Genomic DNA, 18788 nt, shown 5'->3' with positions numbered 1-18788 from the left:
TCCATGGCTCCACGTAGCAAGGTCCATTCGCTGCCGCCTGAGCTGAAGGAGTGGCTTGACGCTGAGTTGGTGAAGCGCGGTTTTGGAGACTATGTGCAGCTCGCCGCCGATCTGAAGGCGCGCGGTGCTGATGTTTCCAAGTCAGCTCTGCAGCGCTACGGCTCGCCCTTTGAGCAGCGCATGGCGCAACTCAAGATGGCCAGCGAGCAGGCCCGCGCCCTGGTGGATGCTGCACCAGATGACGAGGACAAGCTCGGCTCGGCTGTGGTGCGGATGACTCAGGAGAAGATTTTCACGCTGCTCATGGACTTGGAGATCGACGCCAAGGATGTTGACGTGAACAAGCTGTTCAAGAACGCGGCGGAGATTGGCAAAGCCAGCGTGACGCACAAGCGCTTCAGCATGGAGGCCCGCGCCGCTGCCAAAGAAGAGGCGCGCCGGGAGCTGCTGGAAGAGCAGCGGGCCAAGCTGGCGGCCATGCCCAATAAGGGCGGCGTAACTGCGGCGACCAAAGCGGAGATCCGCAAAACCCTAGGGATTGAGTGATGGCCCCGCTTAAAGGCCGCGCCAAGTGCATTCCAAAGGACCGCGACGCGATCTTTCTGCCCTTTCAATCCCAATGGATCAAGGACGAGTCGCGCTTGAAACTGATGGAGAAGTCGCGGCAGATAGGTATCAGCTGGTCTACAGCATACGGAGCCGACGAACGCGCCGCCGCACAGGGCGCCCGCTTCGACGAGTGGGTCAGCAGCCGCGACGACATCCAAGCGCGTTTGTTCATTGAGGACTGCAAGCTCTGGGCCGGCATCATGGGCCTGGCAGCCAAGGACCTGGGCGAGGTGGTGCTCGACCAGGAAAAAAAACTCAGCGCATATGTGCTGCAGTTCGCTAGCGGAAGGCGCATCCACAGCATGAGCAGCAACCCAGATGCCCAGGCTGGCAAACGGGGTAGCCGTGTTCTGGATGAGTTTGCTCTGCACCGCGACCAGCGCAAGATGTGGGCCATTGCCTACCCCGGTATCACCTGGGGCGGCAACATGGAGCTGGTGAGCACGCATCGCGGCTCTCACAGCTTCTTCAACCAGCTCGTGCGTGAGGCGCGCCACGGCGGCAACCCTAAGAAGATCAGCCTGCACCGTGTCACGCTGCAGGATGCTCTGGACCAGGGATTTCTGTTCAAGTTGCAGCAGGCTTTGCCCGCCGATGCGGAGCAGCAGGCCATGGACGAGGCCGCGTACTTCGACTTTGTAAGGTCGGGCGCGGCCGATGAGGAGTCTTTCGACCAGGAGTACATGTGCATCCCGGCGGATGACGATGCCAAGTTTCTGGAATACAACCTGATCACGGCCTGCGAGTATTCCGGGGGCACGGACTGGCAGCGCGGGCTGGAAGGGCCTTTTCAGGGGCGTTTGTTCGCGGGGGTGGACATTGGCCGCAAGAAGGATTTGACCGTGCTGTGGGTGGTGGAGCAGCTGGGCGATGTCTTCTATACACGCCACGTGGAAACGATGGAGAAGATGCGCAAGAGCGCGCAGGAAGCCATCTTGTGGCCGTGGTTCGAGATCTGCGACCGCATCTGTATCGACTCCACCGGGCTGGGCATTGGCTGGGCGGATGACGCGCAAGACCAGTTTGGCGAGCAGCGGGTGGAGGCCGTGAATTTCACCGCGCAGGTGAAGGAAGCGCTGGCCTATCCGTTGAAAGGCGCCATGGAGGACCGCCAGGTGCGTATCCCCGAGGACCCCAAGATCCGCGCCGACCTGCGCAAGGTGCAAAAGACCACCACGGCGGCGGGAAACATTCGCTTCGTTGCGGACGGCGACGACAGCACCAAGGTCAATGGCCACGCCGACCGGTTCTGGGCGCTGGCGCTGGCATTGCACGCGGGTTCCGACCCGTCTGCCCCAATCGAATATGAAAGCGGCGGCCCACGCGAGAGCAGCCAGCCGCTGGGAGATTTCATCCATGGTTAAACCTGTGCGGGCTGACCGCTCCACCACGCCTGCAGCACCGGCAAAGCCCGAGCTGGACGCTGAATTTGCCAACCGGCTGCGCGACCCGTTCGAGCAGCACTACATGGGGGTGCTGCGCACCAATGACCCGCTGTTGCTGGAGCGCGGCAATGGGGGCGTGGAGCTGTACCGCGACCTGCGTCGGGATGGCAAGGTGTTCTCGGGCCTGCAAAAGCGTCAGCTTGCGCTGGTGGGCAAGCCCTGGCAGGTGGAGCCGCGCGTGAAAGAAAGCGCGAAAGGCACCAAGGATGCGGAGACCTTGACGGAGATCCTGAAGGGCATTGCGTTTGACCGGATGTGCGGGGAGCTGTTGGAGGCCCTGCTGGCTGGCTTTGCGGTGTCCGAGATCGTTTGGACGGTGCGCTATGGCCTAGTGGTACCGGCGCGCGTTATCAAACGGGCACAGCGCCGATTTGTGTATGTGCAGGATGATGAGAACAGCCCCGCCAGGTTGCATCTGCTGACCCGGGAAAACATGCTGAAGGGTGTGCCGGTACCGGAACGCAAGTTCATCGTGCACCGGGTGAACCCAGAGGATGACAACCCCTATGGCACGGGCCTGGGCCTGCAGCTCTTTTGGCCGGTGTTCTTCAAGCGCAAGGGGATCGTGGCCTGGAACAAGCTGTGTGACCGCTTTGGTTCGCCCACACCCCACGGCAAATACCCGCGCAACGCGAGCCCGAAGGAAAAAGGCACTCTGGCCGATGCGCTGCGCGCCATGTCAAACGACGGCTACCTGATGACGCCGGAGGGCATGGAGATTGCGCTACTGGAGAGCAAGCTGTCGGGCAATGTGACCACGCAGCAGCAGTTGTGTGAGTACATGGACGATTGGATCAGCGAGGTACTGACCGGCCAAGAGCCCGCGCGCTCTGGCGGTGGTGCTCTCGCCGCCGCTAGCAAGGAGCGCAAGGATGTGCGCCAAGACCTGACACAGGCGGACAGTGACTTGCTCTCGGAAACCATTAACGAAACGCTGGTGGCCTGGATCTGCGAGTACAACGGGTTGGAGCCCTGCCATGTGTACCGCAACATCCAGGAGGAAGAGGACACCAAGACGCAGGCCGAGGGCGACAAGCTCATCTACGACATGGGCTTTGAACTGGACGAAAACACCATCCGCGCCAAGTATGGTGAAGGCTGGAGCAAGAAGACAGCGCCGCCCCCGCCGCCAATGCCACCTCAAACCACGGCCACAGAGACGGCGCCACCAGGGCCAGCCAAGCCGGATGGAGAGCCCGAGGAGCGTGAGGCCGAGGCCGCGAGCTTTGCGGAGCCCGGGCAACCGGCGCCGGTTGCTGCTGCAGCTGCTGCGCTGGTGCCAGCTGCCACAGCTGTAGTGACGGCGTGGGTGCGTGATTTGCGCGCAATTGTCGCGGCTCACTCTGAACCGCAGGCTCTGCAGGATGCGTTGGCTGAGGCATACGGCGGCTTGCCAACGGCAGAGCTTGTCGAGGTGATGGCGCTTGCTTTCGAGCTGGCCCACCTGCAGGGGCGCGAGCGCGCTGCGCTGGAGAGTAGCGGTGGCTGAGATTGGGGATGCCGCCCGCTCCACCGTGGAGGGTGCTCGCCAAGAGTTCCTGGAGCAGATCGAGTTCCTGCGCCGAAAGCTCAACCTGCCGAGCGAGACCTGGCGCGACATCCAGCGCGCCGCCCATGACCGCGCCTTTGTGGTGGCGGGCGCGACCAAGGCCGACCTGTTGCACGACTTGCGCAAAGCGGTGGACAAGGCCGTTCAGGGCGGCTCTATTGGGGAGTTTCGCAAGAGCTTTGCGGAAATCGTGGCAAAGCACGGTTGGACGGGCTGGACTGGCGAAGGCACCAAGGCGGGCGAGGCCTGGCGCACGCGGGTGATCTATCAAACCAACCTGATGACTTCATACGCGGCCGGGCGCCGGGCCCAGCTGCTTGACCCTGACCTGGTCAAGCGCAGGCCGTTCTGGCGCTATGTGCACAACGACAGCGTGACGCACCCCCGGCCGCACCACAAGCGCTGGGGCGACATGCGGCTGACCCTGCGCCATGACGACCCGTTTTGGAACACCCACTTTCCCCCCAACGGCTGGGGCTGCAAATGCCGCGTTGTTGCTGTGGCAGCGCCCAGCGATGGGGATGCAACGGTGCCACCTGAGGGCTGGGCAGAGGCTGACCCGGCCACGGGCGCGCCAGTGGGCATCGACGAGGGCTGGGACTATGCGCCAGGCGCCCGAGCTGATGACGATCTGCGCACTTTCGTCCAGGAGAAGTTGATCGACTACCCCCCGGCGATCAGCAAGGCTCTGTCGGCCGACGTGAATCGCTACATCAATGCAGATGGCAAGGTGCCCGACTTTGTGCGCGACGTGCTGGTCGACCGCCAGCGGCGTGATCCGCTCTGGCTGGGCTTTGCCGAGCGCCCTGACTGGATTGCCGAGACCCTCGACGTGGACACAAAGGGCTACACCGTGCTGCTGCCAGCCGATGCCCCTCGCCATGTGCAGGCTTCACACGGGTTTGATGGTGGTGGCCAGCGGCCCGCGCAGCCTGAAGACTTTGCTCTGCTGGAGTCGGTGCTGAATGACCCGGATTCGTTGCGCGCGGGCGAGAAGTCGCGGCAGGGCAACCCCACACTGGTGGCCACGAAAGTCATTGGCGGCGAGACGTTTCGGGCGGTGTGGGAGGTGTTGTCGGGCAAGCGCAATCGCTCGCTTTCTCTGACCAGCTTGGTGATCAAGACCGCCAAATGAAAAAGCCTTGCACCCCTCAACCTAAAACGTCTGCTGACGAGTCCCGGTTTAAACACTGGGGGGTTGATGCTGTGCAAGGCCCTTTGATTTTAGCCAGGAGGTCAACGTGGCGCAATTGATCGAGTTGATAGACCGCAGCGCCCTGGACTACACGCATGAGTTCCTGGACCGCGCAAAGAACTTGAAGCCCGTGCTGCTGGAGATCGGCGAGGACATGACCGAGTCCAGCAAACGGCGCTTTGAAACGGCCACCGCGCCAGACGGCAGTGCCTGGGCGCCCAACAGTGCGGTGACTTTGGCACGCTACAGCTCCATGTTTGCCCGCAAGAAGGACGGCGAGCTGACCAAGCGCAGCGCGGCAAAGCTGGCGGCCAAGAAGCCGGGCACGGGCGAGACGCGGGCGCTGGCCACCACGATCAACTACCAGCTGCAGGGCGATGACGCCGTGGCTATCGGCAGCCCAATGATCTACGCGGGGACCTTCCACTACGGGGCGAAGTCCGGGGAGTTCGGTTTTGGGTTCTATGCAACCCGAGAGGGCAGTTTTCCGCTGCCTTGGGGGGATATTCCGGCGCGGCCGTTCTTAGGCGCGTCCGAGGAAGACAAGGCCAACATCGTGGACCTGGTGAATTCCTACCTGATGGAGGGCTGAAGCATGAATGGCTTCTTTCAGCTCTGCGCGGCCGTCCTGTTCCTGCTCTGGGAGCGGTGGCGGCTGCTGCGCGGCGCCTGGCGGCGCCGGGAGTGGCGCAACGTCGCGGTGCAGGGCTTCTGGTTCGTCTTGGCGCTGTTGGTTGCACTGGCTGGGCCGGTGGCGCTCGTTGGGCTGGCGTGGTGGCTTCTATGAGCAGCAAACGACGCATCCGCCGCAGGTCCTGCGAAGGCAAACACCGCTATGCGAACGCCAATGAAGCCCGGACGGCTATCCACGGGCTCAACCGCCGAAAGGGCGATCAAGGCTACATGCAGGCGTACCACTGCAGCTTTTGCGGCGGGTTTCATTTTGGGCACCCACCCAAGGCCAAGGGGCCTCGCTACCGATAGAGCCGATGGTGGGCGGCCTTGCGTCTCGCTGATCCTGATCCTGCCTTATTCTTAAGCCCCATATGCCACGAGCCACCACCATCAACTCTCTGCCCACCGAAGTACAGGACGCACTGCGACAGCGCTTGCTCACAACGGGTTTTGGGCAATTCGAAGAGCATTCAGAATGGCTGCGAGAACAAGGATATTCCGTTTCCAAGTCCGCTATCCATCGATATGCATCCGCGCACGCGACAACGATCAAGGCCCAACAGCAGGCGGGTTATTCGCCATCACTGGTGGAGGCGCGTCTTCGGTGCCTGGAGATCGCTAGCTCTTTGAAGCCCTCAAGTACTTCTGAATTGGTTCGCGATGCGGGGGAGCTCTTAAAGTGGGTGTACGACCAGTAAACAGAAGGACTGCCCGCCTGTTTCCCGTGGCGAAAAGACTTTTCAAAAATGGCCGACCCATGCCTACCCGGATGAACCCGGTTCTACCCATTTATCGCGCCGCCCACTCTTTCTTTATCTCACTCCCGTTCACGAGAAGCACAGCGGCGGCCTTGGCGGCCACGGCCTTGCCCACCACATCGGGCACCTGCGCGCCCTGTGCATCCAGCTTGAAAGCCTTGGGTGCTGGTTGCTTGGCGGCGGCCATGGCCTTGTTCACGTCCGCCAGAAACTCGCGGCCAAACGCCGTGTCTTGGTACACGATGGCCAGGTCGTTCATGCCCATGGACACCAGCTTTTGTGTGAGGCGCTGGGCTTCGTCGGCGTAGCTGGCGCGCACGTGGAACACCGAGCGGTACTCGGCCTTGCGCAGCGACGTGGCACCGCTCTGTGGGGCCACATAGGGGATCTGCGCCTCGTCCACCAGCGGCAGGATGCGCTGGTTGTTGGCCGTGCCCATGCAGGAGATCAGCGAGACCACGTTGGCGTCGGCAATCAGCTTTCGCACGTTGTCTTCGGAGCGCGCGGCGTCGTAGCCGTCGTCCAGTGCCAGCAGCTTGATCTCGCGGCCATGGATGCCCTTGGCGTTGGCCTGCGCAATGCCTGCGTCCAGCCCTTGCTTCAATTCCTTGCCCAGGCTGGCCAGTGCGCCGGTGGTGCCCAGCGAGCAGCCAATGGTCACGCTCTTGGCGTCCATGGGGTCCTGCACGCCCACGGCGCGCGAAGAGGTGGCAAGCAGCAGGCCGGTGCTGGCGGCCACAAGGGATTGGGTGAACTGACGGCGTTGCATGGTCAAAAAAACTCGCAGGCAAAAAAGCCACCAGCCCCGGATGGGGCTGGTGGAGGGTGGACTGGGGGAGGTCGATAGACCTAGGGTTAACCCTGATTTTATCTGCCCAGGCTGGCAATTGGCTGTCAAAGGCCTGGCAGGCCTGGGGGTGTCCTCTTTACACCGTGCTGCCAGGGCCCGCTGGCGCGCGCATGCTGCCCGTCTCCACATACCGCTGGTGCCACGACAGCGCCTCGTTCAGCAGGTGCGGTGTGTGCTGGCCCACGGCGCCCCGCTTGGCGCGGGCCACGTAGTCGTGCAGCGCAGGGCGGAAGTCGGGGTGCGCGCAGCGGTCGATGATGATCTGCGCCCGTTGCGAGGGCGAGTGCCCACGCAGGTCGGCCAAACCCTGCTCGGTCACAAGGATCTGCACATCGTGCTCGGTGTGGTCCACATGCGAGGCCATGGGCACGATGCAGGAGATGCTGCCGTTCTTGGCCAGCGACGGCGTCATGAAGATCGACAGGTAGGCATTGCGCGCAAAGTCGCCCGAGCCGCCGATGCCGTTCATGATGGCCGAGCCCATGATGTGGGTCGAGTTCACGTTGCCGTAGATGTCGGCCTCGATCATGCCGTTCATCGCGATCAGGCCCATGCGCCGGATCAGCTCGGGGTGGTTGCTGATCTCCTGCGGGCGCAGCACGATGCGCTCTTTGTAGAAATCGATGCGGTCATTGAAGTCCTGCATGGCCTCAGGGCTCAGCGACAGCGCCGTGGCCGAGGCGCTGGCGAGCTTGCCCGAGCGCAGCATGTCCAGCATGCCGTCCTGCAGCACCTCGGTGTAGGCCGTGAGGTTCTCGAACGGGCCGTTGTTCAGGCCTGCCAGTACCGCATTGGCAATGTTGCCCACGCCCGACTGCAGCGGCAGCAGGTCCGGGGGAAGACGGTCCTTTTTCACCTCGTGCTGCAGGAACTCGATGATGTGGCCCGCGATGCGGTTCGAGGTGTCATCGGGCGCGGCGTACACGCTGTTGCGATCGGGCTGGTCGGTCATCACGACAGCAATCACCTTGGACGGATCGCACCGCAGGTAGGGCTCGCCAATGCGCTCATCGGGCCGCGTCATCGGGATCGGTTTGCGGTGCGGCGGCAGGTCGGTGCCGTAGTAGATGTCGTGCATGCCCTCCAACCCCGGGTGGTGCCAGGCATTCACCTCCAGAATGATTTTGTCGGCCTGGTCCAGCCAGGTCTTGTTGTTGCCAACCGACGACGAGGGGATCAGCCGCCCGTCGGGCAACACGCCCGCCACCTCGACCACCGCCACATCCAGCTTGCCCAGAAAGCCAAACCACACAAACTGCGCCACGTGCGACAGGTGGATGTCCACATACTGCATGTGTCCCGCATTGATCTGGCGGCGCACCGTGGGGTCGGACTGGTAGGGCAGGCGCATCTCGATGCCGTCCACCTGGGCCAGCGCGCCGTCCAGCTCGGGTGCGGTGCTGGCGCCCGTCCACAGACCGATCTTGAAGCCATGGCCCTGCGCGTTCAGGCTCTCGATGCGGCGGGCCAGCGCGCCCGGCACAGCCTTGGGGTAGCCCGCGCCGGTGAATCCGCTCATGCCCACATGGGCGCCGGCAGGAATCAGGGCGGCCGCCTCGTCGGCAGACATCGTGCGGGAGAGAAAGTCGGGGTACAGCACCCGATCGGCCAGGGACATGAACAAACTCCGCAAAAAGAAAAAGGCCACCCGCCCGGTGAGCGGATGGCCCTGTGGACAAAACCCAGCATGCTAGCCTTCGTTCCTTACAAATTAAGGGTTAACCCTTACAAATGCGGTCCGACGTCCCCATACCCGCAGATTACGCCGCTTTGCGGTTGAGCAGCGCGTACAGCAGGATCGCCCCGAACGTGGCGGTGCCGATGCCGCCCAGCGCAAACTGGCCGAACTTGAGCGTGAAGTCGCCCGTGCCCAGGATGAGGGTGATGGCCGCCACGATGAGGTTCTTGTTCTGCGAAAAGTCCACCTTGTTGTCCACCCAGATCTTGGCGCCCGCCACCGCGATCAGGCCAAACACCACGATGGACACGCCGCCCATCACCGGCAGCGGAATGGTCTGGATCAGCGCGCCGAACTTGGGGGAAAAGCCCAGCACCAGCGCAAACACGCCCGCCAGCAAGAACACGGCGGTGGAATAGATCTTGGTGGCGGCCATCACACCAATGTTTTCGGCGTAGGTGGTCACGCCTGTGCCGCCTGCAGCGCCGCTCACCATGGTGGCTACGCCGTCGCCAATGAACGCGCGGCCCATGTAGCGGTCCAGGTCCTGGCCCGTCATGGCCGTCACGGCCTTGATGTGGCCCAGGTTCTCGGCCACCAGGATGATGGCCACGGGCGCAATCAGCAGCATGGCATTGGCTTCGAACACCGGCGCAGCAAAGTTGGGCAAACCAAACCATGCAGCGTTGGCCAGTGCGGACAGGTCCATGGGCTTGCCCAGCCCCAGGCCGTTGGTCAGCACCGCGTAGATGATGCTCGCCACGATCAAGCCCACCAGAATCAGCAGGCGCTGCACCATGCCGCGCGTGAGCACGGCCACCAGGCCCACGCTCACAAAGGTCACCACCTGCATCCAGCTGTCAAAGTTGCTGGCCGCCATGTTCTTGATGGGAATGCCCGCGAGGTTCAGCCCGATCACCGCCACCACCGAGCCCGTGACCACGGGCGGCATGAAGCGCTCGATCCAGCCCGTGCCAATGGCCTGCACCAGCGCGCCGATGAGCGTGTAGACCAGGCCACACGCAATGATGCCGCCCAGCGCCACGGCAATGTTGGCGTTGGCACCTTTGCCCGCGTAGCCCGTGGCCGCAATCACCACGCCAATGAACGCAAAGCTCGACCCCAGGTAGCTGGGCACCTTGCCGCCCGTGACCAGGAAGAAGATCAGCGTGCCCACGCCGCTCATCAAGATCGCCACGTTCGGGTCAAAGCCCATCAGGATGGGCGCCAGCACCGTGGCCCCAAACATCGCAATCACGTGCTGCACCCCCATCACCGCCGTCTGCGGCCAGGGCAGCCGCTCATCGGGCCCAATCACCCCACCTTGTTGCAGCACCTCAGCGCTTTTTGTGCGCCAGTTCATGAATCCCATCTTGTCGGTTCCTTGTTGTTGAGGCGCGAATGCTAGTGGATGGGCATGGCGTTGCCGTAAACCTGCGCGTCATTCGCCATGCGCCCGCCCGCCTTGCGCCGGGTTAGCATTTGGGCCAACCCCCGCTCTGCCTCCTACAGGCACCGCCGCCATGCACTCTCAGCCGTCCTGCCCCAACTGCCGCCAGCCCATGCAGGCCCACCGGTTCACCAGCAACCAGGGGCACTCGCTGGAGCTGGACATCTGTTTTGCCTGCCAGGGCCTGTGGTTTGACCGGCACGAAAACCTCAAGCTCGCGCCCCAGTCGGTGGTCGAGCTGTTCCGCCTGCTGCACGAACACCGCACCGACCAGCACCAGCCCCTGGCAGAACGCATGGCCTGCCCGCGCTGCAACACAAGCCTGGCCAAAGGCTTCGACGTGGTGCGCAGCGGCCGCTACATGATCTACCGCTGCGCCCGCCTGCATGGCCGCTTCAGCACCTTCTCGTCCTTCATGGTCGAAAAAGGCTTTGTGCGCCACATGACGCGCCCCGAGATCGACGACCTGGCCAAACGCGTGGGCGCCATCTACTGCACCAGCTGTGGCGCCCCCGTGGACATCCGCAAGGACCACGCCTGCCCCTACTGCCGCGCCGCGTTCTCCCTCATCGACCCCGACGCCGTGGTGCGCGCCATGGAGGGCTACGCCAAGGCCAGCAGCGAGCGCACCACCCACGCCACCCCCTCGGTGGACATCGGCGACGCCCTGGTGGCCCTGGAGCGCGACCGCAGCCGCGCCGAACGCGAGCGGCAAAAGCGCGCGTTCACCAGCGCCAGTGATGCGAGCGACAGCTCATTCACGGGCGATCTGCTGACGGCCGGGGTGGAGTTGGTGTGGGCCTTGATCAACACCAGAAGCCATCACTGAGGGCTTCCGAGGTGGAGCATGACAACGCCTCCCACCACGCACACCAGACCCACTACTTTGATGACACCCACTGGCTCGCCAAACAGCGCCATCCCCACCACGGCTGCGGCCGCCGTGCCGCTGGCCGCCCAGACTGCATAGGTGAGGCCCATGTCGAGCTGGCGCATGGCCACGGCCATGAGCCAGATGGCGAGTGCGTAGCACGCAGCTGCCATACCGGACGGGAGGAGTCTGGAGAAGCCATCGGAGTACTTGAGCGCGACGGTTCCGGCAACTTCTGCAATGACGCTGGCTGCGACGAGCAGCCAGGCCGATAGGTTTGGATTCATGGGGCACCTTGGCCGAACATGCCCGTTTGTCACTTGTACCGAGTGACACGGGCAGTACGATGAAGCGGTACCCAGATGGTGAAGGGCCGCAGTGTAGCCACGCCCTTGCGATCCATCAAGAACACCCCACGCAGGCTCTGGCGGCCACTTGCGTTTGCGCGGATCATGGAGCGTTGACACAGCGGCAGCGCCGGATGGAGGGCGTGATGGTGTCCCTTCACGCACCCAGCCCATCCCCCGCACCACACTCCAACCCGTTCACAATGGCGCAGGCCTGTGTTCTGGTGGGCCCCGTCGCAAACAACCAACCAGCCGTGGCACCCGGTGGCCACAGGAGGAGAGGACCTTGCAGCCGCATCCGCCCCCAACCCGACGCCGTGCCCGCACCGCCGCCGCCCCGGCGCAGCGCAACCCTGAGAACGCGGGGGATGGCGCCGCCGCCTCCGACTCCGCTACCCCCTGCCTGCTGCAGCGCGCCCACCTGCGGGCCGTGCCCAGCACCCTCCTGATCCCGCTGGCCGCGCGCGCGCGCGGGAGCCGTTACTTTCCCTGGCTCGCCTGCAACGACGTGGTGGCCACCAGCCTGGTGGAGCGCCTGGGTGCCGATGTGGAACCGTGCCTGGACGACTTGCCCACGGTGCTCAACGTACTGTGGCGCACGCGCGCCATCAAGGATGCGGGCCGCAGTTTCTTCCTTGCGCACCCGAAGGCTGGCGGCGTGAGCCTGGGCTGTGGCCTGTCGCACCACTTCCAGTGGCTCGATACGGGCGCCAACCAGTGGCTCGATGCTGATCTGCCCGAGGTCATGGACCTGCGCCGCGAGCTGCTGCCGGTGCGCTGCCCGCGCACGCGCCATGCCACGGTGGACATCACGCAGCCTGGCTGGTGGCAGCGGCTGGGGCTGCCAAAGGAGGAAGGGGAGGGCGATGGCGCGGGCGTGCAGCCGGTGTTCATCGTCTGCGAAGGGGTGCTCATGTACCTGCAGCCCGCGCAGGTGCAGGCCGTGCTGCGCGAGTTTGCGCAGTGCGCGCCGGAAGGCTCGCGCCTGGTGATTGATGTCATGACGCACCGTGCCGTGGGCCGCGCGGCGCAGCACGCCAGCGTGGGACCCACGGGGGCGGAGTTCCACTGGGGCGTGGGCAGCATGGACGAGCTGACCGCCGCACACCCGCGCCTGGCGCTGCAGCGCCAGCAGAGCGTGTCGGAGTGTTATGGCTGGCCGGGTGTGGTGCTGGAGACCCTGTGGTGGCCGTGGCTGGGGGCGCCGCTGTATGGCATGGCGACCCTCGGCGTGGGAGACGGCTCCCCCTGAGCCGCTTCGCGCCTTCTCCCGGAGGGGGACGCCACCGGTGGCCTGGCAAAACCAGTTCCATGGTGGCGCTGGCGTTGGGCGCGCCGGTTGCAAAGGTTGTGCTAGTGCCTGGGCGCCAGTGCTGGCATCCATCGTGGCGCCTTGCCCGTCAGCTGGCCCACGATGGCGGCCTGCAGTGGTGGCAGCCGCCGCGCGCCCTGCAGCACCAGCTGCCGCAGCAGGCGCGGCACGGGGCGCGTGTCGGTATACAGCCGCACGATGGCATTGGTGCCCTCGTACATCGGCCATGCGTGGCGGTGGTGCGCCCGTGCATAGGTGGCCAGGGCTTCGCCATTGCCGATGTCGTGGCCCTGGCTGCGGGCCGCCACCACGGCGGCTGTCAGGCGTTCCACACCGGCCAGACCCAGGTTGTAGCCATGCGCCGTCACGGGGTGCATGCCCACGGCGGCGTCGCCCAGCAGCGCGCAGCGGTGGTCTGCAAAACGCTGTGCATACACGGCCACCAGCGGGTAGGCGTGGCGTTCGCCCTCCAGCTGCAAAGGCCCCAGGCGGTCGCCCAGCTGGGCCTGCACCGTAGCGGCGAAGGCCTGCGGGCTCTGGGCCATCAGCGCACCTGCGTCGGCAGTGCCCGCCGTGACCACCACCGAGCACAGCGCATGCCCCTCTTGGGGGTCGTTGGGCAAGGGCAGCACCGCCAGCGTGCGTTCGTAGCCAAAACACTCGTGCGCCACGCCGCCATGGGGTTGGGCATGGCGCATGCGGCAAACGATCACGGTGCGGCCAAAGTCCGTCATGCGTGCGCCAATGCCCAGCTGCCGCCGCGTGGCCGAGAAGCGACTGTCCGCCGCCACCAGCAGCGGGGCCTGCAGACGCTGTGGCGATGGCGCAGGGCCATCGCTGGGGGCACCGGCGGAAGCCTGGGGCAAGTACTCCAGCTCGGCATGGGTGGACTGCGTGGCCACGCGCACCACCTGGGCGCCGGTCACGATGCGGACACCCGGTGTGCGTGCCGCTACGGCATAGGCCGTGCGGCGCAGTGCGTGGTTGGGCACGATGAAGCCCAGAGCCTCCAGCCCCGTACCTTGGGAGCCCAGCTGCAGGGCGCTGCGCTGGCCCAGCGGGCCGTCGTGCACCTGCGCTTCGCGGATGGTGCCCACCTCGTGTGGCGCCAGGCCGGCCCAGGTGCCCAGCCGCTGCAGTGTGGCCACGCTGGGGTGGGTGAGCGCGATCTCGCGGCCATCGGGCGCGGGGTGGGCCAACGTGGCCTCAGACTGCTGTTCGACCACGGTGGTGGTGAACCCGGCCTGCGCCAGGGAAATGGCCAGCGACAGGCCCGCAGGGCCCGCGCCGACGATGAGAACGTCGCTGTGTGAGGAGGAGGTCATGGCAAGAAGACCGGGCGAAGCAGCCCGGCATCCACCCTGCAACCGTGGGGTGGGGCTTGCCATTGTGGGCGGGCACTCCACGCGGCGGTTTGCCCTGCATCAAGGCAGTGTGCCTGAATGCTATAAATTAAATAGCTAAAAAATGATACGGGATGAGCGCTAGGGCCTTAAAACATCAAAAATTATGGTGCGTTACGAGCGTGCCGGTTTGCGCGCGCCCTTGGCGGGCTTCTTGCGGGCGCCACCCGCTGGCTTGCCGCGCAGGTGCAGCCCCCAGGTGACCAGCACCCACAGGTACGCTGCCAGCACGCTGTAGGCCGCCATGGCGGCCAGCGACAGCGGTGGTGCGGCGATGGAGCGCGGGCTGGCCATGGTCTCCAGCAGCTGGCGTGTGCCCGTGCCCAGCACCGGCATGGCCGCGCTGCCCGAACGTGCCATGCGTGCCGCCATGAAGATGAAGAACTCCATCAGCAACGCACCGATGACCCAGCAGGCCAGCAGGGCCAGGAGCTGCGCAAACGCCCTGCGGTCGCCCTTGGCCAGGAAGTAGATGGCCGACACCAGCACCAGGGCGGGCAGCAGCAGGGCCAGGACAGGCCAGGCGGACATGAGGAGATGCATCGGAAGAATGTGGGGGCGGATCGGAGAGTGTGTCGGGCAGCGCCAGGGCTGCGGACTGCGAATGATAGAGGAGGCTCCCGGCACCCAGCGGCCCCAGGGCAGGGTCTGCCCGTACGGTGGCTATGGGTGCGTGTCGCCGTGCTGTCCCTGGCGGAAGGTGTTCGGTGTGCAGCCCAGCAGCGTGCGGAACGAGGCGATGTACGCGGCGGGGCTCTCGAACTGCAGGGCGTGTGCGATGCCCTTGACCGGGCGGCCCGAGGCCAGCAGATCGAGCGAGGCAATGATGCGCGCACGCTGGCGCCAGGCGCGAAAGCTCAGGCCCGCTTCCGCCGTGAAGCGCCGGGTGAAGGTGCGGTCGGACATCGCGGCCTCGGCCGCGAGTTCGTGCAGCGAGAGCTGCCACTGGTGGGCCTGCAGCAACAGCGCGAGCGCGCGCCGCAGCCCTTCGCTGGCAGGCATAGGCAGGTGGGTGGGCAGGCAGGGCGTGTGCTGCAGCGTATGCAGCAGCAGGGACACCATCAACTGCCGTGTGGGGTGGTCGAACCCGCCGTTGAAGAGCCCCAGCACCAGCTGCTGGATCAGCGGCGATGCGACCACCGCGTGCACCTCGTCCCGGCGCGCAAACGATGCGCACTGCGCCACCAGCGCCGGCTGGCAGTACACCGTGCGCAGGTCGGTGGCAGAGAGGATTTCGATCGCATGGGCGTGGTGCGGGGGCACCCACAGCGCCCGCTGCGGCGGCACGGTCCAGCGCGCGTGGGGCGTCTCCACCAGCATCACGCCCCGCGTGGCAAACACCAGCTGGCCGCTGCGGTGCTGGTGCGCTGGCAAAAGCGTGCCGGCCGCGTGCGTTTTTGCCAGCGTGGCCCACAGGCCGGCATCTTGGCGCCCTGGCGATGTTTGTTGGCGTTCTGGTGCTGACATGCCGTCCTATTATGAAACCACCTCCTCCCCACTCCTTCCCCAAAACCCGCCCCCAGCCCATGCACACCGCCACCTTCCTTGTCCATTCGGGCCGCCAGACGGCCCGCGCCGCCCAGGCCATCAACCCGCCGCTGGTGCGGGCCTCGACCGTCGTGTTCGACACGCTGGCTGCCTACAAACACGCGCACCACCAGACCGTGTTCGACTCGCCGCGCTACGGCCGCTCGGGCACCTCCACCACGTTTGAGCTGCAGCGCTGCATGGCCGCGTTGTCGGGCGCAGAAACCTGCCTGGCCACAGCCAGCGGACTGGCGGCCATCGTGGCCGTGCTCAGTGCCCATGCGGGGCCGGGCCGCCACCTGCTGCTGAACCAGGGTGTGTACGGGCCCACGCGCATCTTCTGCGACCAGGAACTGGTGCCGCAGGGCACCACCGTCGAGTACTTTCCGGAAGGCGCCGACATCGCGCCCTACCTGCGGGACAACACCAGCCTGGTCTACATCGAGACCCCCGCGTCGCTGACCATGGAGATGCTGGACGTGCGCGCCGTGTGCGCGGCGGCACGCCAGCGCCACATCCCGGTGGCGGTGGATGCCACCTGGGGCACTCCGGTGTTTTTTGACGCCCACGCCCTGGGTGTGCACATCGCCATCCATTCGGCCACCAAATACATCAACGGGCACTCCGACCTCATGCTGGGGCTCATCACGGGTTCGCACGCAGACCTGGCCAGCACCCGGCGCTTTTGCGACCGCAGCGGTGCCCACGCGGCGCCCGATGTGTGTTGGCTCGCGCTGCGCGGCCTGCGCACCCTGGCCGTGCGACTCGAACGGCACCAGCAGACCGCGCTGGCGACGGCCCAGTGGCTGCAAGAGCAGCCGCAGGTCCGGCGCGTGCTGTTCCCGGCGCTCCCCTCCGACCCGGGCCATGCGCTCTGGCGCGCGCAGTTTTCGGGCGCCGCGGGTCCGTTCACCTTTGAGCTGGCGCCCTGCGGTGAAGCCGCATTTGCGGCGTTCATCGACGCGCTTGCGCTCTTTGGCCTGGGCACCAGCTGGGGCGGGTACGAAAGCCTGGTGCTGCCCGCCGTGCCCTATGACCAGCGACACCTGGCAACGCTGCCGGACGAGGGGCGCCTTGTCCGCCTGCATGTGGGGCTGGAAGACGCCCGCGACCTGCGCGCGGACCTGGCACAGGCGCTCAGCAGTCTGGGCTGACCGGCACCAAGTGTCCCGAGTTGGAAGTTCGTTGATGAAATAAAGAGGTCGAAATCGTCGTCAGGCAAGGCGCAAACCACAGCGATAGCCGGTGCTATCGCGAGGATTTGCAACGCAGCATGGCGGCGATTCTCGACGTCTTTATGAAACGAATTTCCAATTCGGGACACTAGCTCGCCACGAAGTCCACCACCGACTGCAGCACCTCTGCCTGCTGCAGGATCTTGCGGTGCCCCAGCCCCTCGGTGGCCAGCAGCGTGGCGCCCGGGATGTGGTCGCGGTAGGCCTCGCCATCGGCAAAGCGGTTGATGCGGTCGCCCCGGTCGTGCACCACCAGCGTGGGCAGCGCGATGCGTGGGCCCACAGCCGGGGGCTCGAACTGGCGCATCAGGATGCCTTCTCGGGCTTCGATGCGCCGCTGCAGAGCGGCACGCGTGCGCTCCGAAAGGCCGAACACCTGGGCGAACAGGCGCGTGTATTCGTGCGGCGACGCGGGCGGTGCCAGCAGCACCAGCCGCTGGGTGGCCAGGCCCCGGCTGGCGGCGTGCGCCGCTGCGTTGGCGGCCAGCGAATGGGCCACCACGGCATGGGGCGCCGAGTCCTGCGCGTGCAGGCGGGCGGTGGCGTATTCGATGGCGCGGGCGAACTGGGGCAGGTTGCTCACGCGGCCCCGGCTGCCACCGTGCGCAGGCAGGTCCACCAGCACCGGGCGCAGGCCGCGGTCGGTCAGGGCGTCGGCCAGCGGCAGCATCTGGCGCGCATGCCCGCCCCAGCCGTGCAGCAGGAGCACCGTGGGGCCGTGCGGCTGGGCCTGGGGCAGGTAAAGCGTGATCTCGGCGTCTTCAAACGGCCAGCGCTCTGTGCGCCAGTGGCCGGGCGGCACGGCTTGGCGGCCGGGTTTGCGCAGGGGCAGGGGCGTGCCAAACAGGCGCGCAGCCACGCGCACGGCCAGTGCGGGCCACAGTCGCTCGGTGGTGCCCAGGGTCAGGCGCACAAGGCGCATGGCGGGGTGCTCGCCGTAGAAGCTGGACGTGGCCCGCAGGGCGGTGGATGAAGAGGAGGTGTTCATGGTGGGGTTCCTGAAGGGATGGAGTGGGGCGCGCGGCGCGCACCTCAGAAAAAGACCCAGTCCCGGTTGCTGCGCGGGAGGCTGGTGAGGGTGCTGCGCAGCGACCGGATGGCGCCCACTGCGGCCGCAATGGCGGCAATGCCCAGGATGATCAACATGGTGGTTCCTTTCTTCGCACGGTTGTGCGAAATTGGGGCATAAAAAAACAAGAGGTCTCCTTGGCACACCACCGCGTCTCAGGCGGGGGAAGGGAGGTAGCTCTTGACGAGGCGCGCCCAGGACGCCTCGGTGCGTGACACTGCCTGCGGATCGCGCAGGAAGCGGACGTCGTGCAACAAGCCCATGATCATGGAATAGATCTCGCCCACCAGCTGGTCGGGCGGGGTGTCGGCTGGCAGGTGCCCGGCCTCGATGGACTGGATCACCGTGCGGCGCAGTGCCGCGCGCCAGCGTGTGATCTCTGAATGCAGCAGGTCGCGCAGCTCGCCTTCGCGGTCGTCCAGCTCGAAGGCCCCTGCGGTGTAGATGCAGCCGGTGAAAGCCTCCACATCGCGCGTGCGGGCAATCCAGCGGCGCACGATCTCGTTGAGGCGCGGCAGGCCCTTGGGGTGCTGCATGGCGGGCACAAACACATCGGCCAGGAAGCGGCGGCCAAACTCCTCGATCACCGCCTTCTGCAGCGCCTCGCGCGAGCCGGCGCGCGAGAACACGCCGCTCTTGGACAGACCCACGCGGTCGGCCACGGCCTGCAGCGTGATCGACTCCAGCCCTTCGGCCGCAGCCAGGTCCAGCGCTGCGCCCACAATGGCCGCGCGGGTGAGTTCTGATTTCTGGGTCTTGGCATCCATGGGGCGAAATTTAGCACAACTGTGCGAAATAAATCTACCCGTGTTGCC

Annotated in this window: 19 protein-coding genes; 10 read left to right on the top strand and 9 right to left on the bottom strand. The window is 65.7% G+C overall.

Annotation, left to right across the window (positions count from 1 at the left end; all coding sequences use genetic code 11):
• The first annotated feature begins 3 nt into the window (after positions 1–3).
• From ACODS0_RS06115 to ACODS0_RS06085, 7 genes are all read left to right on the top strand, one after another.
• Entirely contained in the window at positions 4–546 is a 543-nt protein-coding gene (locus ACODS0_RS06115; RefSeq protein WP_488833564.1) for a phage protein Gp27 family protein, read from the top strand.
• Positions 546–1973: a phage terminase large subunit family protein gene (locus ACODS0_RS06110; RefSeq protein WP_488833561.1), complete on the top strand. Its 1428-nt coding sequence runs from the start codon at positions 546–548 to the stop codon at positions 1971–1973. The genes ACODS0_RS06115 and ACODS0_RS06110 overlap by 1 nt, the downstream gene beginning before the upstream one ends.
• Positions 1966–3543 (top strand): DUF935 domain-containing protein, encoded by a 1578-nt coding sequence (locus tag ACODS0_RS06105; RefSeq protein ID WP_488833559.1) that lies wholly within the window; start codon positions 1966–1968, stop codon positions 3541–3543. The genes ACODS0_RS06110 and ACODS0_RS06105 overlap by 8 nt, the downstream gene beginning before the upstream one ends.
• Positions 3536–4738 (top strand): phage minor head protein, encoded by a 1203-nt coding sequence (locus ACODS0_RS06100; protein WP_488833557.1) that lies wholly within the window; start codon positions 3536–3538, stop codon positions 4736–4738. The genes ACODS0_RS06105 and ACODS0_RS06100 overlap by 8 nt, the downstream gene beginning before the upstream one ends.
• Before the next feature lie 106 nt (positions 4739–4844).
• Positions 4845–5390, top strand: a complete 546-nt coding sequence (locus tag ACODS0_RS06095) for a phage virion morphogenesis protein (protein ID WP_488833555.1) — start codon at positions 4845–4847, stop codon at positions 5388–5390.
• 3 nt (positions 5391–5393) lie between these two features.
• Positions 5394–5585 carry a hypothetical protein gene (locus ACODS0_RS06090; RefSeq protein WP_488833553.1) on the top strand — a complete coding sequence of 64 codons (192 nt, stop codon included), beginning with the start codon at positions 5394–5396 and terminating at the stop codon, positions 5583–5585.
• Positions 5586–5844: 259 nt separating this feature from the next.
• Positions 5845–6171 (top strand): phage protein Gp27 family protein, encoded by a 327-nt coding sequence (locus ACODS0_RS06085; RefSeq protein ID WP_488833552.1) that lies wholly within the window; start codon positions 5845–5847, stop codon positions 6169–6171.
• Between the two features lie 91 nt (positions 6172–6262).
• Here ACODS0_RS06085 and ACODS0_RS06080 read toward each other — a convergent pair whose 3' ends face one another.
• The 3 genes from ACODS0_RS06080 to ACODS0_RS06070 all read right to left on the bottom strand — a co-directional run bounded on the left by ACODS0_RS06080 (position 6263) and on the right by ACODS0_RS06070 (position 10131).
• Positions 6263–7000 carry an ABC transporter substrate-binding protein gene (locus ACODS0_RS06080; protein WP_488833550.1) on the bottom strand — a complete coding sequence of 246 codons (738 nt, stop codon included), beginning with the start codon at positions 6998–7000 and terminating at the stop codon, positions 6263–6265.
• Between the two features lie 157 nt (positions 7001–7157).
• On the bottom strand, positions 7158–8699 hold the full coding sequence (scpC, locus tag ACODS0_RS06075; protein ID WP_488833547.1) for a succinyl-CoA:acetate CoA-transferase ScpC: 1542 nt from the start codon (positions 8697–8699) through the stop codon (positions 7158–7160).
• Positions 8700–8841: 142 nt separating this feature from the next.
• Positions 8842–10131: a solute carrier family 23 protein gene (locus ACODS0_RS06070; RefSeq protein ID WP_055396189.1), complete on the bottom strand. Its 1290-nt coding sequence runs from the start codon at positions 10129–10131 to the stop codon at positions 8842–8844.
• A 151-nt stretch (positions 10132–10282) separates the two neighbouring features.
• Between ACODS0_RS06070 and ACODS0_RS06065 the strand changes: the two genes are divergently transcribed.
• On the top strand, positions 10283–11038 hold the full coding sequence (locus tag ACODS0_RS06065; protein ID WP_121508887.1) for a zf-TFIIB domain-containing protein: 756 nt from the start codon (positions 10283–10285) through the stop codon (positions 11036–11038).
• On the opposite strand, the gene ACODS0_RS06060 is transcribed toward ACODS0_RS06065, so the two are convergent.
• Complete coding sequence (locus tag ACODS0_RS06060; protein ID WP_121421825.1) at positions 11032–11367, bottom strand: DMT family transporter; 336 nt, start codon at positions 11365–11367, stop codon at positions 11032–11034. The genes ACODS0_RS06065 and ACODS0_RS06060 overlap by 7 nt on opposite strands.
• Positions 11368–11713: 346 nt before the next feature.
• On the opposite strand from ACODS0_RS06060, the gene ACODS0_RS06055 reads away from it, so the two are divergent.
• A complete protein-coding gene (locus ACODS0_RS06055) occupies positions 11714–12679 on the top strand; it encodes a class I SAM-dependent methyltransferase (protein WP_488833543.1) in 966 nt (321 codons plus the stop codon).
• Between the two features lie 101 nt (positions 12680–12780).
• On the opposite strand, the gene ubiM is transcribed toward ACODS0_RS06055, so the two are convergent.
• The 3 genes from ubiM to ACODS0_RS06040 all read right to left on the bottom strand — a co-directional run bounded on the left by ubiM (position 12781) and on the right by ACODS0_RS06040 (position 15609).
• A complete protein-coding gene (gene ubiM, locus ACODS0_RS06050) occupies positions 12781–14064 on the bottom strand; it encodes a 5-demethoxyubiquinol-8 5-hydroxylase UbiM (RefSeq protein ID WP_488833541.1) in 1284 nt (427 codons plus the stop codon).
• Positions 14065–14256: 192 nt separating this feature from the next.
• Positions 14257–14673 carry a hypothetical protein gene (locus ACODS0_RS06045; protein WP_487255876.1) on the bottom strand — a complete coding sequence of 139 codons (417 nt, stop codon included), beginning with the start codon at positions 14671–14673 and terminating at the stop codon, positions 14257–14259.
• A 132-nt stretch (positions 14674–14805) separates the two neighbouring features.
• Positions 14806–15609, bottom strand: a complete 804-nt coding sequence (locus tag ACODS0_RS06040; protein ID WP_121421827.1) for an AraC family transcriptional regulator — start codon at positions 15607–15609, stop codon at positions 14806–14808.
• Positions 15610–15668: 59 nt separating this feature from the next.
• On the opposite strand from ACODS0_RS06040, the gene metC reads away from it, so the two are divergent.
• Positions 15669–16823, top strand: a complete 1155-nt coding sequence (metC, locus tag ACODS0_RS06035) for a cystathionine beta-lyase (RefSeq protein ID WP_488833536.1) — start codon at positions 15669–15671, stop codon at positions 16821–16823.
• 169 nt (positions 16824–16992) lie between these two features.
• Here metC and ACODS0_RS06030 read toward each other — a convergent pair whose 3' ends face one another.
• Together ACODS0_RS06030 and ACODS0_RS06025 are read right to left on the bottom strand one after the other, a co-directional pair.
• Entirely contained in the window at positions 16993–17892 is a 900-nt protein-coding gene (locus ACODS0_RS06030) for an alpha/beta fold hydrolase (protein ID WP_488833534.1), read from the bottom strand.
• 236 nt (positions 17893–18128) lie between these two features.
• Entirely contained in the window at positions 18129–18740 is a 612-nt protein-coding gene (locus ACODS0_RS06025; RefSeq protein WP_228896975.1) for a TetR/AcrR family transcriptional regulator, read from the bottom strand.
• Between the last annotated feature and the right edge of the window lie 48 nt (positions 18741–18788).

It is taken from the genome of Acidovorax sp. FG60 (assembly GCF_057808995.1).
Note: the sequence above shows the minus strand (reverse complement) of the source record. Positions and strands in the feature narration are given on the sequence as shown.

What these genes read in the sequence shown, in the direction of transcription:
- ACODS0_RS06115 (WP_488833564.1), top strand. Translation starts at nt 4, where the DNA reads ATGGCTCCACGTAGCAAGGTCCATTCGCTGCCGCCTGAGCTGAAGGAG.
- ACODS0_RS06110 (WP_488833561.1), top strand. Translation starts at nt 546, where the DNA reads ATGGCCCCGCTTAAAGGCCGCGCCAAGTGCATTCCAAAGGACCGCGAC.
- ACODS0_RS06105 (WP_488833559.1), top strand. Translation starts at nt 1,966, where the DNA reads ATGGTTAAACCTGTGCGGGCTGACCGCTCCACCACGCCTGCAGCACCG.
- ACODS0_RS06090 (WP_488833553.1), top strand. Translation starts at nt 5,394, where the DNA reads ATGAATGGCTTCTTTCAGCTCTGCGCGGCCGTCCTGTTCCTGCTCTGG.
- ACODS0_RS06085 (WP_488833552.1), top strand. Translation starts at nt 5,845, where the DNA reads ATGCCACGAGCCACCACCATCAACTCTCTGCCCACCGAAGTACAGGAC.
- ACODS0_RS06080 (WP_488833550.1), bottom strand. Translation starts at nt 7,000, where the DNA reads ATGCAACGCCGTCAGTTCACCCAATCCCTTGTGGCCGCCAGCACCGGC.
- scpC (WP_488833547.1), bottom strand. Translation starts at nt 8,699, where the DNA reads ATGTCCCTGGCCGATCGGGTGCTGTACCCCGACTTTCTCTCCCGCACG.
- ACODS0_RS06070 (WP_055396189.1), bottom strand. Translation starts at nt 10,131, where the DNA reads ATGGGATTCATGAACTGGCGCACAAAAAGCGCTGAGGTGCTGCAACAA.
- ACODS0_RS06065 (WP_121508887.1), top strand. Translation starts at nt 10,283, where the DNA reads ATGCACTCTCAGCCGTCCTGCCCCAACTGCCGCCAGCCCATGCAGGCC.
- ACODS0_RS06060 (WP_121421825.1), bottom strand. Translation starts at nt 11,367, where the DNA reads ATGAATCCAAACCTATCGGCCTGGCTGCTCGTCGCAGCCAGCGTCATT.
- ubiM (WP_488833541.1), bottom strand. Translation starts at nt 14,064, where the DNA reads ATGACCTCCTCCTCACACAGCGACGTTCTCATCGTCGGCGCGGGCCCT.
- ACODS0_RS06045 (WP_487255876.1), bottom strand. Translation starts at nt 14,673, where the DNA reads ATGTCCGCCTGGCCTGTCCTGGCCCTGCTGCTGCCCGCCCTGGTGCTG.
- ACODS0_RS06040 (WP_121421827.1), bottom strand. Translation starts at nt 15,609, where the DNA reads ATGTCAGCACCAGAACGCCAACAAACATCGCCAGGGCGCCAAGATGCC.
- metC (WP_488833536.1), top strand. Translation starts at nt 15,669, where the DNA reads ATGCACACCGCCACCTTCCTTGTCCATTCGGGCCGCCAGACGGCCCGC.
- ACODS0_RS06030 (WP_488833534.1), bottom strand. Translation starts at nt 17,892, where the DNA reads ATGAACACCTCCTCTTCATCCACCGCCCTGCGGGCCACGTCCAGCTTC.
- ACODS0_RS06025 (WP_228896975.1), bottom strand. Translation starts at nt 18,740, where the DNA reads ATGGATGCCAAGACCCAGAAATCAGAACTCACCCGCGCGGCCATTGTG.